This is a genomic window from Succinimonas sp., assembly GCF_045225735.1.
Classification (GTDB): domain Bacteria; phylum Pseudomonadota; class Gammaproteobacteria; order Enterobacterales; family Succinivibrionaceae; genus Succinimonas.
This window is the reverse complement of sequence record NZ_JBGVBR010000178.1, coordinates 1-15,811: the sequence shown is the minus strand read 5'-3', so window position 1 is coordinate 15,811 and position 15,811 is coordinate 1. Positions and strand designations below refer to the sequence as shown.

14 protein-coding genes are annotated in these 15,811 nt (G+C 52.8%); 2 read left to right on the top strand and 12 right to left on the bottom strand.

Features of this window, described 5'->3' with window-relative positions; genetic code table 11:
- From ACJROR_RS06265 to ACJROR_RS06230, 8 genes are all read right to left on the bottom strand, one after another.
- Nucleotides 1–792, bottom strand: a 792-nt coding sequence (locus tag ACJROR_RS06265; RefSeq protein WP_406546352.1) for a serine O-acetyltransferase, incomplete at its 3' end; no start/stop codon positions are given.
- A gap of 58 nt (nucleotides 793–850) precedes the next feature.
- The gene (locus ACJROR_RS06260; protein WP_406546351.1) at nucleotides 851–2,449 is read right to left on the bottom strand and encodes a SufS family cysteine desulfurase; all 1,599 of its coding nucleotides are present in this window, start codon (nucleotides 2,447–2,449) and stop codon (nucleotides 851–853) included.
- The gene (locus ACJROR_RS06255; RefSeq protein WP_406546349.1) at nucleotides 2,433–3,392 is read right to left on the bottom strand and encodes a family 2A encapsulin nanocompartment shell protein; all 960 of its coding nucleotides are present in this window, start codon (nucleotides 3,390–3,392) and stop codon (nucleotides 2,433–2,435) included. Before ACJROR_RS06255 ends, ACJROR_RS06260 begins: the two co-directional genes overlap by 17 nt.
- Nucleotides 3,393–3,455: 63 nt before the next feature.
- Nucleotides 3,456–4,913 (bottom strand): molybdopterin-synthase adenylyltransferase MoeB, encoded by a 1,458-nt coding sequence (moeB, locus tag ACJROR_RS06250; RefSeq protein WP_406546348.1) that lies wholly within the window; start codon nucleotides 4,911–4,913, stop codon nucleotides 3,456–3,458.
- The gene (locus tag ACJROR_RS06245; protein WP_406546347.1) at nucleotides 4,910–5,365 is read right to left on the bottom strand and encodes a Mov34/MPN/PAD-1 family protein; all 456 of its coding nucleotides are present in this window, start codon (nucleotides 5,363–5,365) and stop codon (nucleotides 4,910–4,912) included. The genes moeB and ACJROR_RS06245 overlap by 4 nt, the downstream gene beginning before the upstream one ends.
- 61 nt (nucleotides 5,366–5,426) lie before the next feature.
- Nucleotides 5,427–6,677, bottom strand: a complete 1,251-nt coding sequence (locus ACJROR_RS06240) for a PLP-dependent transferase (RefSeq protein ID WP_406546346.1) — start codon at nucleotides 6,675–6,677, stop codon at nucleotides 5,427–5,429.
- 384 nt (nucleotides 6,678–7,061) lie between these two features.
- Nucleotides 7,062–8,720: a CTP synthase gene (locus ACJROR_RS06235; RefSeq protein WP_406546344.1), complete on the bottom strand. Its 1,659-nt coding sequence runs from the start codon at nucleotides 8,718–8,720 to the stop codon at nucleotides 7,062–7,064.
- Nucleotides 8,721–8,883: 163 nt separating this feature from the next.
- Nucleotides 8,884–9,165, bottom strand: a complete 282-nt coding sequence (locus ACJROR_RS06230; RefSeq protein WP_406039258.1) for a hypothetical protein — start codon at nucleotides 9,163–9,165, stop codon at nucleotides 8,884–8,886.
- A gap of 389 nt (nucleotides 9,166–9,554) precedes the next feature.
- Between ACJROR_RS06230 and gltS the strand changes: the two genes are divergently transcribed.
- Nucleotides 9,555–10,766, top strand: coding sequence for a sodium/glutamate symporter (gene gltS, locus ACJROR_RS06225; protein WP_406546343.1), 1,212 nt, complete (start codon nucleotides 9,555–9,557; stop codon nucleotides 10,764–10,766).
- 39 nt (nucleotides 10,767–10,805) lie between these two features.
- Here the strand turns inward: gltS and relA are convergent, their stop codons facing one another.
- The 3 genes from relA to ACJROR_RS06210 form a co-directional block, all read right to left on the bottom strand.
- On the bottom strand, nucleotides 10,806–13,049 hold the full coding sequence (relA, locus tag ACJROR_RS06220; protein WP_406546341.1) for a GTP diphosphokinase: 2,244 nt from the start codon (nucleotides 13,047–13,049) through the stop codon (nucleotides 10,806–10,808).
- Nucleotides 13,050–13,325: 276 nt separating this feature from the next.
- The gene (locus tag ACJROR_RS06215; protein WP_406546340.1) at nucleotides 13,326–13,880 is read right to left on the bottom strand and encodes a flavodoxin; all 555 of its coding nucleotides are present in this window, start codon (nucleotides 13,878–13,880) and stop codon (nucleotides 13,326–13,328) included.
- Nucleotides 13,881–13,953: 73 nt separating this feature from the next.
- Entirely contained in the window at nucleotides 13,954–14,478 is a 525-nt protein-coding gene (locus ACJROR_RS06210; protein ID WP_406546338.1) for an S-ribosylhomocysteine lyase, read from the bottom strand.
- A gap of 415 nt (nucleotides 14,479–14,893) precedes the next feature.
- Here ACJROR_RS06210 and ACJROR_RS06205 point away from each other — a divergent pair, with 415 nt between their 5' ends.
- On the top strand, nucleotides 14,894–15,088 hold the full coding sequence (locus tag ACJROR_RS06205) for a hypothetical protein (RefSeq protein WP_406546337.1): 195 nt from the start codon (nucleotides 14,894–14,896) through the stop codon (nucleotides 15,086–15,088).
- Between the two features lie 11 nt (nucleotides 15,089–15,099).
- On the opposite strand, the gene ACJROR_RS06200 is transcribed toward ACJROR_RS06205, so the two are convergent.
- Nucleotides 15,100–15,811, bottom strand: a 712-nt coding sequence (locus ACJROR_RS06200; RefSeq protein WP_406546336.1) for a hypothetical protein, incomplete at its 5' end; no start/stop codon positions are given.

Below are 15,811 nucleotides of genomic sequence, written 5' to 3'. Positions count from 1 at the left end.
CGTTTCCCCGCCCAGAATGGAAGCACCGGCATAAATGGTCACATTGTCGCCGATGGTGGGATGCCTCTTTTTTCCCGAAAGCTTCTGGCCGCCCCGGGTGGAAATGGCTCCCAGGGTAACCCCTTGATAGATCTTGACATTCTGGCCGATTACCGCCGTTTCCCCGATAACAATGCCGGTACCGTGATCAATAAAAAAGCTTCTCCCGATAACTGCTCCCGGATGAATATCAATGCCAGTTTCGGCATGAGCGTACTCCGTCATCAGCCGAGGCAATACCGGAACCCGCAAAAGATAAAGCTCATGAGCCAAGCGGTATACCGTGCTGGCCCTAAGTCCGGGATAGGCCAGAATAATCTCCTCCAAACACCCGGCCGCCGGATCCCCGTCATAGGCGGCCAGAAGATCCGTCTCCGCCAAACGGCGCACAGCGGGAAGGCGTCTCATAAATTCCCGGGTGATGCGGTAAGCCTCCCGGGCCCGCTCCTCCCCGGTCATGACGCCCCGAAGCCGGCAAAAATCCAAAGCCTGGACTACCTGCTTGTTAAGGTGGTAAAAAACGTCCTCCAGAATTACGGCAAAGCCATGCTCCGGGTTGTAAATCTTGAAGGAACGATCCCTAAAATAGCCGGGATAAACAATGCGGAAAAGGTTATCGATGATTTCCCTTACCTCTGCTTTGTCCGGCTTATGAAAAAAATCGATATCGTCAATATTCTTGGTGCCGTCGATATCGGCTATGATCCCCTGCACCAGATCCCGGATCTCGTCTGTATTGTATGCGGTCTTCATGTCATCTTTACCTGAAAGCCCTGGGAAACCCCGGACGGCATGCCGTCCGGAGCCTCTGTCAGGCAAAAGACCTCAGCGCTCTGACCAGAGCATCAATGTCCTCCGGAGAGTTATAGATGCCCAGTGTCGGTCTGACCGCGCTCTCATAGCCGAATCTCCGAAGCACCGGCTGGGCGCAGTGATGTCCGGTACGCACGGCAATGCCGAAGCTGTCCAGTCTCCGCCCCACCTCGTCATCGGAATAGCCATTGAGCTTAAAGGCCAAAGCAGAAGCCTTGTCCCGGGCCGTGCCTACCAGGGTCAGTCCCGGCACCGCGCGGAGCTCCTTAAGAGCATACTGCAGGAGATCATGCTCCCAGCGGTGCACGCACGGCATCCCGATGGACGACAGATAGGAAAGCGCGGCTCCCAGCCCTACCGCATCGGCAATGCTGCCGGTGCCGGCCTCAAACTTATTGGGCACGTCATTGTAAAGAGTCCGTTCAAAGGTAACATCGGCGATCATGTTGCCGCCTCCGTGATAGGGCTCGGCGCTTCTTAAAAGCTCCTTCTTCCCGTAAACCACCCCGATACCGGTAGGACCGTAGATCTTATGTCCCGAGAACACAAAGAAATCCGCATCCAAAGCCGAGACATTAACCGGGATATGAGCCACGGACTGCGCTCCGTCAATCAGGATTCTCACCCCGTGCCGATGCGCTCCGGCAATAAGCTCGGCCACCGGAGTAACAGTGCCCAGCACGTTGGATACATGGGTTACTGCCACAAACTTTGTCCGGCTGGTAAAGAGCTTATCGTACTCCGACATAATTAGCTGCCCGGTTTCATCGCAGGGGATAACCCGGATCACCGCTCCGGTTTTCTGCGCGATAAGCTGCCACGGCACAATGTTGGCATGATGCTCCAGAATGGAAACAATGATCTCGTCTCCGGGCTTCAAAGTCGGTTTTACGTAGGCATTGGCCACCAGATTTATGGCCTCGGTGGTGCCCCGCACAAACACAATTTCGCTGGAGGATCCCGCTCCGATAAAGTCCCGTACGATATCGCGGGCGTTTTCATAAGCATCAGTGGATCTGGCTGCCAAGGTATGAGCTCCGCGATGCACATTGGAGTTTTCATGCTGGTAATAGTAGGAGATCCGGTCTATTACCTGCTGCGGTCTCTGGGTGGTAGCGCCGTTATCCAGCCATACCAGATTGTTTCCGTTGACCTTTTCCGCAAGGATCGGAAAATCTCCGCGGATCTCTGCCAATGTTTTGCTGCCGATGCGAATGGAGTCATTGCTGCCCCGGGGCGTAACGGCGCCGGGAGCCGCTGTCTGCTCCGGAACCTTCCCTGAAGCCGCATCGCTGGCAGACAGCACCACCGGAGCGTAGCCGGGAGAAAGCTTCTCGGTCTCTGCTCCTGAAGGCGCCGCGGCAAAGGGATGCTCCCAGTCAAAGGACGTCCCGGCAGGGATGCCGTAACCGACGGCGGGAACCTCAGGCGCTGCTGCCGGAGCCTCGGCCGGCGCGGCCGGAACTGTCCCGGAGGGAACAGCCGCCTCCCCGATTAAATCCGGGAACAGCTGATTCGCCAGGGCCTCCAGCTCCGCCGCGGCAGGAACTCCGTAAAGAACCTCCGGGGAACCTGCGGCATTAATCGTTGTAGTCATGGTATTCGCCAACCTCTACATCCTCAAGAACAGCCAGAGCATCATCAGCAAGAACGGCAGCGGAGCAGTAAAGAGACAGCAGATAGGAGGCAACGCCCTTGTTGTCAATACCGCGGAACCGTACCGAAAGGCCTCTGGAATGCTCGTTCTTGAGCCCGGCCTGGAAGAGACCGATAACGCCTCTCTTGGCTTCGCCGGTTCTGACCAGAAGGATATTGGTCTTGCCGCTCTGGGATACCGGATTCTTAAGACCGTCCACCAGAAGCTTGTCGGTGGGGATCAGGGGAATGCCGCGCCAGGTTACAAAGGTGCCGCCGGCCTGATTGATAACCACCGGAGGAACACCGCGCTTGGTGCATTCTCTTTCAAAGGCGGCAATAGCTCTCGGGTGAGCCAGGAAAAACGACGGCTCCTTCCACACCTTGGTAATGAGCTCATCCAGATCATCCGGGGTCGGAGCTCCGTTTCTGGTCTGAATTCTCTGAGAATCAGCCACGTTCTTGAGGAGGCCGTAGTCATCATTATTGATAAGCTGGCTCTCCTGACGCTCTCTCAAAGAATCAACCGCCAGAGAAAGCTGCTCCTGCACCTGATCATAGGGCGAACTGTACACATCCTCAATAGCGGTATTGACATTGATAATGGTGGAAATGGAGTTAAGCCGGTACTCCCGAGGCTGGGTCTCATACTCTACATAGCCCTCGGGAATAATGTCAGACTTCTTGGTCTGGCTGCACAGCACATCCAGAGGAGTATCGCCCTCAACCACGCGATTCACCCGGAAAATGCCGGTTTCCAGCCCCTTGAACTCCAGAAATCTGGTGAGCCACTTGGGGGTCAGGGAGCCAAACTGCGGCCTGGTCTTGGTAACGTTGGCCAGATTGTAGGCCGCCTGAGATCCCAGGGCATTAATCCCACTGTTGTTTACATTTTCTGCTGACATTTCATTCTCCTAAAAAAATCAGAAAATTGCTTCTCATAACTCATTCCCTCCAAATCTGCCGGCCTAGATCCAGCCGCCTTCATTGGACAGAATAATATCCTTCATGGCATCCAGTCCTCCTCTGAGACTGTATGCCGGTCCCGCATAACCGGCCTCCCGCAGGGTCTTCACCGCCAGGATGCTCCGCTTGCCTTCTTTGCAGATAAACACGGTATCGTGCTCCGGATTAAGCTCGCGCTGTCTCCGGGCCAGCTGTCCTATCGGAATAACAATGGCTCCCGAGAAGCGCAGAATCGAACGCTCGTGGGGCTCTCTGACATCAACAATGGTCAGAGGCTCGCCGTTCTCGATGCGCCGCGCCAGATCCTCCGGAGCGATAGTGGCCACCGGCTCCTCCGCGGGATCCTCTCTGAGGCCGCAGAGCTCTTCATAGTCGTAGTTCTTAGGCTCTCTGATTGTCGGGGCGCTGCCGCAAACCTGACAGTCATCCCGGTGTCTTACCTCCAGCACCTCGGATCTGAGTCCCAGGGTATCCACCCTGAGGAGTTTTCCGGAAAGGTGCTCGCCGATGCCGATAATGAGCTTCAGAGCCTCTGTGGCCTGAATGCTCCCGATAATGCCGGAAAGCGGACTTATGGTGCCGCCCTCGGCGCAGGTGGGCACCAGCCCCGGCTCAGGCGGCGCCGGAAAGAGACACCTCAGGCACGGCCCGCCCTGATAGTTAAAAATGCTGACCCACCCTTCATACTGGTAAACAGCGCCGTATACCAGAGGGATCCCGCAAATGACGCAGGCATCATTAAGAATGTAGCGCGCCTGATAGTTATCTGTGCAGTCAATCACGAGATCAAAACCGTCGATGACTGACAGAACGTTGCTGGCGTCAACCTTTATATTCTCGGCAATTACCTCTGTGCGGCGATTAATGGCCCTGACCTTATCCCGGGCCGAAGCCGCCTTGGGACGCCGGATGTCCCGGAAACCATGGATCACCTGACTCTGCAGGTTGGGAACAGCCACTGTGTCGAAATCCACAATCTTGAGAGTGCCCACCCCTGCTGCCGCCAGGTACTGCAGCACCGGCCCGCCCAGAGCGCCGGCTCCGATAACCGCTACTCGGGCGGCCTTTATTTTTTTCTGCCCCTTGACGCCAATCTCCCGGAGCAGAAGATGCCGGCTGAATTGATCTACCTCTGCATTGTCCAGAGATACCTGCTTTCTCCGAGCTTCGGAAATTATCCCCTCCTCCGGAGCGCCGCCGGTAATAAGGGGAAGGAGGAGGAGCTGGCTACCTGAAGGCACCGGAGTGTCATGCATGTTCTTGTCTGTCCAGTCGGCTTCTCCGGCAAAAATTCTGATAAAGCTCCGGAGTTCACCCTTATCATCCCAAAGTCCCTTTCTGGCCTCGGGAAAACGATCGCTTAACTCCTTTAAAGCTCCATTTACGGTATTGCCCTGCACCTCCTCGGTGGTACTTCGACCGAAAAACGAACGCAGTGTCGCTGAAATAAAAACCTTCACAGTCCTGTCTCCTTAAATAATTCCAGCTTCAGTTCAGAAGGCCAGTCTGCTACTGAAGGCTTCATCCATAATCTGATATCAGAAATATCCTGTAATTCATGACCATATACGGAAATCACCGCATAAATGCATCCGGGCACCATGCCCTCTGTATCCCGCCGGGACAGCATCGCGGCTGCTCCGGGATGGGAATGATAAAAACCAATCACTGTAAAGCCCTGACTGCCGCATTCCCGCTCAAGCTCCAGAAGCTCCCGGGGATCCGTTTGATAGCTCCGCTGCCTGCTGTCCCCGGCGCCGGGCTTTCCGGACGCCAGGTTTCTCAGGGGCCGAAAGCCGGCAATGATGACTGAGCCTGCTTCACCGGAAACTTCCAAAAGCGCCCCGCAGCATTCCTCCGGATAGGCTGTCCGGGCATGCTGCGTAATTCCGGCCCAAACCCTTTCCGTCATTAAAGCTCTTACTGCGGCTGTCATTTCTGCTAAGGCCCTTTTTTGTTAATCACTTTTTCTGTTAAGCCCTTTCTTCTCTGCTAACCGCCACGGCCTGAAGAAAATCCTGAATAAGATCCTCCGGATCCTCAATCCCTACGCTGATGCGGATGGTGTCCTCAAAGACTCCGGCCTTTTCCGCCTCGGCTTTACTGGTTCTGACATAGAGAGTGGAGGCCGGATGGATAACCAGAGTCCTGAGATCTCCCAGGTTGCTGGCGATCCGGGCATACTTCAGGGAATTTATGATCCTGAAGGCTCTTTCTCTGCTTCCGGCTCTCAGGGTCAGAATGCCGCCCCCCAGGCCTCCGAGCTCCCGTTCCGCATACTCATGGTATGGATGCCCGGGAAGAGTAAGATAGTTCACCGTAATATCGGGTTCCTCCGCGAGACGCCGAGCCAGAGCATCGGCATTACTGCAGATCCTGTCCATTCTGAGCCCCAGGGTATCTGCTCCGATATATGTCAGATAGGCATTCATGGGACTCTGGCAGGTGCCGAGATTGGCAAAAATATCCGCTCTCAGCCTGGCCAGAAAGGCCAGCTTCCCATACTGTCTGAAGCCGGAAAGCGCCTGATGCCGATCAAAATCCCAGCTGAAGGAGCCCCCGGACACAATAATGCCGCCCACGGAATTTCCGCCGCCGTTGATATACTTGGAGGTGGAATGGATGACCGCATCCGCTCCCAGACTCAGCGGTCTTGCCAGATACGGAGTTGCCGTGGTGGAATCCACAAAAAGGGGTACTCCCTGTTCATGAGCTGCCTTTGCAAGAGCCGGAACATCCAGCACCGCCAGAGACGGGTTACTGATAAGCTCCCCGAAAACCAGTCTGGTTTTGTCGGTCGCGAGGCTCCTGACCGCATCAGCATCCAGCCTGTCGGCATACACGGTATGAATGCCAAGCTTTTCCAGATCATGAAACAAATCAATTGTCCCGCCGTACAGTCCGGCCCCGGCAATAATCTCATCACCGCTTTCGCACACTGCCAGGATAGCGGTGACTATAGCCGCCATCCCGCTCCCCGTGGCGACGGCGCCAAAACCGCCCTCCAGTTCATTAATCCTGTTTTCAAAAGCGGAGACTGTGGGATTGCCGATTCTGGTATAGGCAAAACCGGGACTCTTATGAGCAAAAACCCTTTCCAGATCCTCCATGCTTTCGTACTGAAAGGCTGTTACCTGAGAAATCGGAGGGAGTATGGCCCCCTGAGGATAACTCCGGGAGTTTTTTCCATGGAGAAGTAACGTAGTAAAACCGCAATCATTCATAAAAACGCACTCACAACTCTCATATCGCCTTTCAGAAACTTCGTATTTCCGGCCGGCCGCGCTCTCTGACCTTTTACGGCTTTACAGCCCCGGGCCCGACCTTGCTCAAATATAAACATAGTCACCTAGTATGTCAATAGGTTTTTGAGATCTGAGAATGCAAGTAATGAAAATCACTGAAATACAACAGCCCTCTGCGGCTCCGCTGTCTGAGCCTGAGATTACCGGAAAAAGCATGAAATGATGATGTGATTGATATGAAAGATGAGAAAGATACGATGAAGCCAAAGACAAGAAACGGGGGAGAATGAAAAAACGGACAGTCCCCGAGAACCGTCCGTTTCCCATAAAGACTCCGAAAGCGGAGTCTCTCTGTCTGTTGTACTACTGCTGATTATGCCTGGTCTGGGCCTGATACTCCATGGCCGCCTTGATAAACCCGGAAAACAGCGGATGGCCGTCCCGGGGAGTGGAGGTAAACTCCGGATGGAACTGCACGCCCACAAACCAGGGATGGTTAGCCACCTCCACGATCTCCACCAGCTGTCTGTCAGCGGAGAGACCGGTAACCTTAAGACCGGCGGATTCCAGATCTGGCAGCAGATTGTTATTTACCTCATAGCGGTGCCGGTGTCTCTCGTAGATCTCAGGCTTGCCGTAAAGCTCCCGCACCCGGGAACCATCAGCTAGATGACACTGCTGAGCCCCCAGACGCATGGTGCCGCCAAGATCGGACTCTTCGCTTCTTTCCTCGATCTGTCCTTCCTTGTTAACCCACTCGGTGATAAGACCGATAACCGGATACGGGCATTCCCGGTCAAATTCCGTGGAATTGGCTCCGGTCATGCCGGCAACATTCCGGGCATATTCGATAATGGCCACCTGCATGCCGAGACAGATGCCAAGATAAGGAACCTTGTGTTCTCTGGCAAAACGGGCCGCCATGATCTTGCCCTCTATGCCGCGGTTCCCGAAGCCTCCCGGCACCAGAATGGCATCGATGCCTTCGAGAGTTTCCTCGCCGTTGGTTTCCACGCTCTGGGAGTCAATGTACTTGATCTTCACATGCACCCGGTTCTTAAGGCCGGCATGCTTCAGGGCTTCGTTAACGGACTTGTAGGCATCGGGAAGCTGCACATACTTGCCCACCATGCCGACCACCACTTCGCCTTCGCTGTTGGCCTGCTGATACACCACCTGCTCCCATTCGGAAAGATCCGCCGGCTGGCAGTCAATGCTGAAGCGCTCCACAATGAAGTCGTCCAGCCCCTGATTTTTAAGAAGAGTGGGGATCTTGTAAATGGAATCCACATCGCGGAGGGAAATAACCGCTTTTTCGCCCACATTGCAGAAAAGCGCGATCTTCTTCTTTTCCGGCAGCGGAATGTTGGTATCGGAACGGCAGATAAGCACGTCCGGCTGAATGCCGATGCTCAAAAGCTCCTTTACGGAGTGCTGGGTGGGCTTGGTCTTGATCTCGTTGGAGGTCTTGAGATAAGGCACCAGAGTGAGATGCATGAAAATGGCATTCTGCCGGCCGATTTCCACTGCCAGCTGTCTCAGCGCCTCCAAAAAGGGCAGGGATTCAATATCGCCCACCGTGCCGCCGACTTCCACAATGGCCACCTGATGCCCCTGACTGCCCTGCAGCACCTTCTCCTTGATCTCGTTGGTAATATGGGGAATAACCTGAATGGTGGCTCCGAGATAGTCGCCGTGCCGCTCCTTTCTGATAACGTCAGAGTAGATTCTGCCAGTGGTGAAATTATTGTTCTTGGTCATTTTAGTGCGAATAAAGCGCTCGTAATGACCGAGATCCAGATCCGTCTCCGCGCCGTCCTCGGTAACAAACACCTCGCCATGCTGAATCGGACTCATGGTTCCCGGATCCACATTGATATAAGGATCCAGTTTAAGCATGGTTACGTCAATGCCGCGGGCTTCAAGAAGAGCTGCCAGAGAACCTGCGGCAATGCCCTTCCCCAGAGATGAAACCACTCCTCCGGTAACAAAAATAAATTTAGTGCTTGTTTTGCTGACCATAGAAAACCACATTCTGAAAACAAAAAACAGCACAATTGAACAAAAGATTCCAACTATGCTGCCAGGGAATTTAATACAGGCTCTATTTTAACAAATGCTCGGGCATTCAACAACCCAGAGATTAAGCCGCAAAAACGAAACCTGCGGCCATACCCCGGGTGATTTAACGGCAATTAATGGCGGAAAGCCGCTCCTTCTTCATGTAATCCGCGAGATCCGGATCCCTGGTTACCGCATCAGTGGCATACAGATTCACACCGGCCTTGCATTTCGCATTTCCGGCGCACTGCTTGCAAGAATCCTTCACGCCCTCCTGAAGGTTGATATACTTTGTGCAGAGAGGACTTACATCACTGTGTCCCTTGGTGCAGTAGGCATTGACCCCGGCAAAGCCCAGGCAGATAAAAACAGAAACAGCTGCTACAGTCATTTTTAAAAATTTCATATAAACCTCTAAGACACAATTAACTAATAATATTTGTCAGGCTAATTACAAAAAACTATTATCCATCGAAAAATGATTATATACCAAAACTTCACGTCCGGACAACCAGCCTGAGATCAAGGCAGCGCAAACAGAGAAGATGCTCCTTCTTCATAAAACAGCCTGATGACCGGCCGAGTTTAGCGCATCTCTGGCTCGCGAACGCAAAATGACAGGTTCATCACATTTTGAGAACGATTGACCTGCAACATGGTTACAGAAAAATCGGAAAACGGGGATGACGGATACCGGAGATAAAACCGGAGGCTTTTCTGATAAAATAAGCCGTTTCAGACAAAATCCCTGAAAAAACAGCTTCCCGGCGTGAGCCCGAAAGCGGAGGAGAAACCATGCAGGAAAACGAAATTTTCACGTATCACCTTGATATGACCGCCATGCTGGGGATAGCCACCGTACTTCTTCTGGCCGGACATGGCATTAAAATGCTCCTGCCCGTCCTGAAACGATTCTATATCCCCTCACCCGTTATCGGCGGAGTGGTGTTTGCCATAGTGACGCTGCTCCTTTATGAATTCCGGATCTGCAGCTTTACCTATGACGGCCAGCTTAAGGATCTTTTTATGATGACCTTCTTCACCAGCATCGGCTTCATGGCCTCCGCCAAAATGCTGGTTCACGGAGGCATCGGGGTTTTCCTGTTCCTGATCTGCTCCACTCTGCTGATACTCTGTCAGAATGCGGCAGGAGTTTCCATTGCCGCCCTGTGCGGTGAAAATCCCCTCCTGGGAGTGGCGGCCGGATCCATATCTCTTTCGGGAGGACACGGTACCTCCGCCGCCTTCGGCCCGGAGCTGGAAAAGTACGGTCTTTCCGGCGGGCTTTCCGTATCCGTGGCCTGCGCTACCTTCGGCCTCGTGGCCGGCTCCGTTATCGGAGGCCCCATAGGGAAGCTTCTCATGGCCAGGCACCGGGTTTCCTGCAAGGAAGAAAGCTCTGATACGCCCTTTAAGGACAACCGCCCTGAAGAAAAACCAAGCCTCCTGACAGACCAAACCCTGCTCCGGGGAGCGCTTGTCATGACGATCTCCATAGCTCTGGGCAGCCTTTTTATCCGCTGGCTTAACAGCATGGAGATCATTATTCCGGCTTATCTGGGGCCGATGGTAATTGCCTCGGTTATCCGCAACATTGCGGACTTTACGAAGCGCAGCATTCCCGTTGCTTCCATCTACACTATCGGCGCCATTTCTCTGGAGTTCTTCCTGGCCATGGCTCTGATGTCCATGCGCCTCTGGGAGCTTAAGGATCTGGCTCTGCCGCTTATTTCCATTCTGGCCGTTCAATGCGTCATTATGGCACTGTTTGCGTATTTCATAACCTTCCGCATCATGGGAAAAAACTATGATGCCGCTGTTATTGCCTGCGGTCAGTGCGGCTTCGCCATGGGAGCAACCCCCAATGCCATGGCCAATATGCGCACCTTCACCTTAGCCAACGGCGCCTCTCCGAAGGCGTTTTTTGTGGTGCCCATGGTGGGAGCTCTATTTATTGACTTCGTTAATGCCTTTGTGGTGACCGGCTTTATTAAAGCCCTTTCCTGAAAGCAAGAAGGAGCTCCTGGAAGCTCCTTCTCTTCTGTGCTACTCTCTCCGGGCCGACAGCACGTCCGGCATCTGATTAAGACGGGATAAGGTTCGCGTGAGGTCGTTAATGTTGTAAACCTCCATCCTGATGACGATTTTAGCCAGCTGCATTTTGGTATTGGAGCTGGAGGATACCCCCAGCACATTGATTCTTTCGTTGGCAATAATGGTGGTAATATCCCTTAAAAGACCGGATCTGTCATTGGCCTCAATAACAATGGTCACCGCATAGCCCTGGGAATAATTTTCGCCCCATTCGGCCTCCACCAGCCGCTCCGGACTTTTCTGGGCCATGTGCTTCAGCTGATCGCAGCCCCGGCGGTGGATGGTGATGCCGCTGTGGGTGATAAAGCCCACAATGTCATCCCCCCGCACCGGATGGCAGCACCGGGCCATATGGGTGAGCAGATTGCCCACGCCGTTAACCATCACCTGACTCTTGCCCTTGGCCTGTCTGGCGTTATTAAGCCACTGCTGCTGATTCTGCTCGATGGTTTTCTGGAGCTCTTCGGTATTGTCCGGCTCTTCGTATTTCTCCTTGAACTTCTCCTCAAGGAAGTTCATGAGCTGGTTGATTCTGATGTCCCCGGATCCCAGCTTGGCATAGATATCCTTATGATCCCGGGCGTTGTACTTGTTAAGAACCTCATCAAGAAGTCCGGGAATTTCGCCCCGCTCCAGCTTAATGCCATGCTGATCCATGGTTTTCTGGAGGAGAGCCCGGCCTTCTTCAATATTTTTATCCCGATCCTGCTTCTTAAACCAGGCCGCAATTTTATTACGGGCCTTGCTGGTGGCAATGTAGCCGTAGGCCGGATTCATCCAGTCTCTGCTGGGATTTTCCTCCTTCTGGGTGATGATCTCCACCTGATCGCCCGTTTGAAGCTTGTAGGTAAAGGGCACGATGCTGCCGCCCACCTTGGCGCCGGTGCAGCGGTGTCCGAGAGCGGTATGGATCTGGTAGGCCATATCCAAAGGAGTGGCTCCGGCCGGCAAATCCACCACATCGCCCTTGGGAGTAAACACATACACCCGATCCTCGAAAACCTGATTCTTGAAATCCTCCACAATGGCTCCGGTCTCCATCATGTTTTCCTGCCAGGAGAGGATCTTGCGGAGCCAGGCAATGCGCTTTTCGTACTCGGAATTGATGCCGGGAGTATCGCCTTCCTTGTATTTCCAATGAGCTGCCACGCCCAGTTCGGCATTCTTGTGCATGCTTTCGGAACGGATCTGGATCTCCACGGCCTTGCCCTCGGGCCCCAGAACCACGGTATGAATGGACTGATAGCCGTTAGGCTTGGGGTTTGCGATATAGTCGTCGAATTCCCGCTGAATAAGATGGTAACGGGTATGCACGATGCCCAACGCGGCATAGCAATCCCGGACGTGCTTGACAATAACCCGCACCGCTCTTACATCGTAAAGCTGCGAAAACGCCAGATGCTTTTTCTGCATTTTGCGCCAGATGCTGTAGATATGCTTGGGACGGCCGTAAACGGAGGCTTCGATGCCGGCTCTTTTCAGGGCCTGAGAAAGCTCCGCCACGAAATTATTGATGTAGTTTTCCCGATCAATTCTCTTTTCATCCAGAAGCCGGGCAATCTGCTTATAGGTGTCTGGCTGGAGATATCTGAAGGAGAGATCCTCGAGCTCCCATTTGAGCTGACCGATGCCAAGCCGATTGGCTAAGGGAGCGTAGATATTGGCGCTTTCCTTGGCCAAGAGCACCTTTACCTCCTCGTCCATGTTTTTGCTTTCCCGCAGCACGGCAATTCTCTCGGAAAGCTTGATTACCACTGCTCTCACGTCCTCGATCATGGCGATGAGCATGCGTCTGATGGTGTCCACCTGCTCATTGGAAACCATAGCTCCCGAGGACAGATTATGCATGAAGTTAATGGCCTCCATGTCCTTCACGCCATGGAGAATGCGGGAAATGCGCGGCCCGAAATCTCTGTTGGCCTCCTCCAGAGTAAAGAAATGCTCCTCAAGATGGGGATAGAGAATTGCGGACTTGTAGGTATCAAGATCCATGTGGAGAGTAAGAAGGATGCCCACTATTTCGGCCGCTCTTCTGGTGAGCTTCTCTTCCTCGGCCAGGGTTTCTGGCATGTGATCGCGGCAGTAGGCGAACACCTTAAGAATTTCTTCGCGATCCGAGTCTTTTACATGAAGGCCGCGGGCCCAGACCTTAAGATTGAAGTCCTGACCGACGTGATTGGTTCTTACGGCTACCATGGACGCTCCCTTTTTGTACCTCTTTAGGCCCCTGAATCTGCAATCCGAAAAGCCCCGGAAAAGCTCGTGACACTGATTCTATTATATTTTTGCCGGTAAAACCCCGATACAGCCTGTGTTTTTGCAACATTTTTCTGTGATCCTGAAAAAAAACGCTCCGGGAAAGAAAAAAAGCCTCCCCGCACCCGGAAAGGCTTCAAAATACCGCCGGAAGAAAACACCGGCCCTCCATTCAGTTTTAATCAGGCTCTGACATTCTCCCTCTGCCTGTTCAGATTACCGGCTTTCCCTGGCCCATTTTTTGACTTCGGCAGTGTTCACGCTGCTGGAAAAGCCCTTCCCCGGCTTCCAGGTGCCGGCGCCGGCCTTTGCTGCCAGATGCTCGGAGCTCTGACCATGGCCGCTGCTTCCGGAGGTGGAGAAGGTAATGACGGTCTTGCCGGAAAAGTCATGCTTCTCGGCAAAGGTGTACACAATATTGGGAGCCTCGCCCCACCAGATGGGATAGCCGATATAGACGGTGCCGTACTTATTCCAGTCCGCCACGTCCCCCGTGTATTCCGGCTTTATGGACGGATCCTGATGTTCCTTTGAGGATCTGCTCTCAGGATCCCGGTAATCCAGATCCTTCACGGAATACGGAACCGCGGGATTCAGGGCAAAGGTATCCGCCTTGAGCTCTGCGGCAATGGCCTCTGCCGCCACCTCGGTTCTCCCCGTGGCGGAAAAGTACACCACCAGAGTATCGGTTTCCGCCGCCAGGGCAGCTGATCCGCCAAGGGAAAGACCGGACAAAAGGCCGGCAGCAAGAATTTTACGCAGTGTGTTCATAAATCCTCCGAAAAATTGTCCGAAATCAGGCAGGCAAAATCATCTCAGACGAAGCCGCCGCATGATTCCGCGCTTATGAATCATAGAAATGCTGCCCGTCCTCTGTTACGAGGCGTTCAGTCTTGGGATACTCAAAGACAGCGCTGTTATCATGATTTCCTTCCAGATAAGCGGCAAACTCATTGGCATACCACTTAGCCATCTCCAGGTTATGCATGCGGCAGTAACCGCAGTTTTCGGGAGCGGTGCCGGGCACCTCCTTCACGTCATTTACGGACCTGAAGGCTCTCAGCATCAAATCATAAAGCTCCCGGGAAGAGCGGCTCCCCTTGAGTATGAGATAAAAGCCGGTAAGGCAGCCCATGGGGCCCCAGTAAATAACCTCGTTTTTCCAGTCCGGATCGTTGCGAAGGTAAGTGGCAATGATATGTTCAAGAGAATGCATGGCCGCCACGTCAATGACGGGCTCCCTGTTCGGTCTTTTAAGTCTGATGTCATAGGTAGTAACCGAATACTCTCCCAGATGATCAACTCTGCTGGTGAAAATACCGGGCACAATGCGGGTATGGTCTACCGAAAAGCTTTGTATGAGTTCCATGTCTTTTCTCCTGACGCTGCAACTGTTATTAACTGATATTAGCCTTGCCATAATCTTATCACAAGAGGTTCTTTTGTTCCGGTTTCGGCGGGGTTTTTTCAGTAACATCTGCGCAGAGTTTCGGGTTACAGCTTTCTGCTTGCCGGGGAACCGAACTTTTCCGAAATCAGGCTTTTCCGGCAGGTTCATCTTCATTCCTGAGTGCAAAAAGAGTTGTCTTCGGCAAAAGGAGTTGTAGTAGCTGCAGGAATTACTGTCTTCCGAAATGAACTTTGTGCACACTTCCTGCGTTATTTGGCAGTTAAGGGGGTAAATTTTGCAAAAAGTTCAAAAGATGCCGCCTTAACCCCAAAATAACTCTGACTCCTAACATATAATTGTCTGACCATGCCAGATCTCCTGACAGGATAAAGCCATGAAACTCTACCGACGGGAAAACTACCTCAGGAAAATGCGGGGATTTTTTCATGATACCGGCATTATCAAGGTGATCACCGGAGTGCGCCGGTGCGGGAAGTCATGCCTGATGCAGACTATTGCCGAAAAACTACGTCTTTCCGGGATTCCAGAAGAAAATATCGAGCTGTTTCATATTAGCTGTTGCAACTAATTAACATGTATTTATGCAGCAGCTTTTTGACTGCCCTGAATTGCCGTTGTCAGTGCATCAATAATCGGCTCTTCAGAGAATGGTGGCTCATCCATTTCTACCGATTCCGAATCATCTGTATCCGTTGGTGCACATACACTGAAAGGCAATTCACCGCGGTTGAACCAGGAGTCTGCTTCATCGTTAGCGAATACCGCAGAAAGTGCAGCAAGCGCTGGACTTACATTTCTCTGCCAGCTCATGGTTTTGTGTTTTTGGCGGTTGGCAATGAGAATCATGTTTTCGTTTTCAACTCCGTTGGATGAGTTCCGCAGCCCGGCGCGCCTCCTCAGCGAGTAGCATGTTATGTATGACGATTTTCCTCTGATATAGTCTTTGAGCTTCTCAAGCCAGCCGGGGTCTTTAATGTCTTCGGGAGGTATGTGGCCAATGTAATCAATGGCCTCATCAACATTGCCGCTCCACAGAATCCTGCATATTGCTCTGGCATACAATTTCGACAGTGATGTTTTGTCCCTTTTCCTGATCTGTCCTTTTTTGCTGCCCCTGGCATAGTACTCAGCTTCGCCTCGGGGATCATCCACCCTTACCGACTTGATCGCGGTTGAAGTCAGATTGATGACTTTGTTCTGGGCATGATACCAGTCAAGGTAGATAACGTATTTTGAGTGGCTGAAGTATTTCCTGATATCTTCAAAGATGCATTTTTCACCGTCCGTAAAG

Coding starts and splice junctions, on each gene's coding strand:
- ACJROR_RS06215 (WP_406546340.1), bottom strand. CDS start 13,880: ATGAACACACTGCGTAAAATTCTTGCTGCCGGCCTTTTGTCCGGTCTT.
- ACJROR_RS06245 (WP_406546347.1), bottom strand. CDS start 5,365: ATGACGGAAAGGGTTTGGGCCGGAATTACGCAGCATGCCCGGACAGCC.
- ACJROR_RS06240 (WP_406546346.1), bottom strand. CDS start 6,677: ATGAATGATTGCGGTTTTACTACGTTACTTCTCCATGGAAAAAACTCC.
- relA (WP_406546341.1), bottom strand. CDS start 13,049: ATGGTAGCCGTAAGAACCAATCACGTCGGTCAGGACTTCAATCTTAAG.
- ACJROR_RS06210 (WP_406546338.1), bottom strand. CDS start 14,478: ATGGAACTCATACAAAGCTTTTCGGTAGACCATACCCGCATTGTGCCC.
- ACJROR_RS06205 (WP_406546337.1), top strand. CDS start 14,894: ATGAAACTCTACCGACGGGAAAACTACCTCAGGAAAATGCGGGGATTT.
- ACJROR_RS06235 (WP_406546344.1), bottom strand. CDS start 8,720: ATGGTCAGCAAAACAAGCACTAAATTTATTTTTGTTACCGGAGGAGTG.
- ACJROR_RS06260 (WP_406546351.1), bottom strand. CDS start 2,449: ATGACTACAACGATTAATGCCGCAGGTTCCCCGGAGGTTCTTTACGGA.
- ACJROR_RS06255 (WP_406546349.1), bottom strand. CDS start 3,392: ATGTCAGCAGAAAATGTAAACAACAGTGGGATTAATGCCCTGGGATCT.
- gltS (WP_406546343.1), top strand. CDS start 9,555: ATGCAGGAAAACGAAATTTTCACGTATCACCTTGATATGACCGCCATG.
- ACJROR_RS06230 (WP_406039258.1), bottom strand. CDS start 9,165: ATGAAATTTTTAAAAATGACTGTAGCAGCTGTTTCTGTTTTTATCTGC.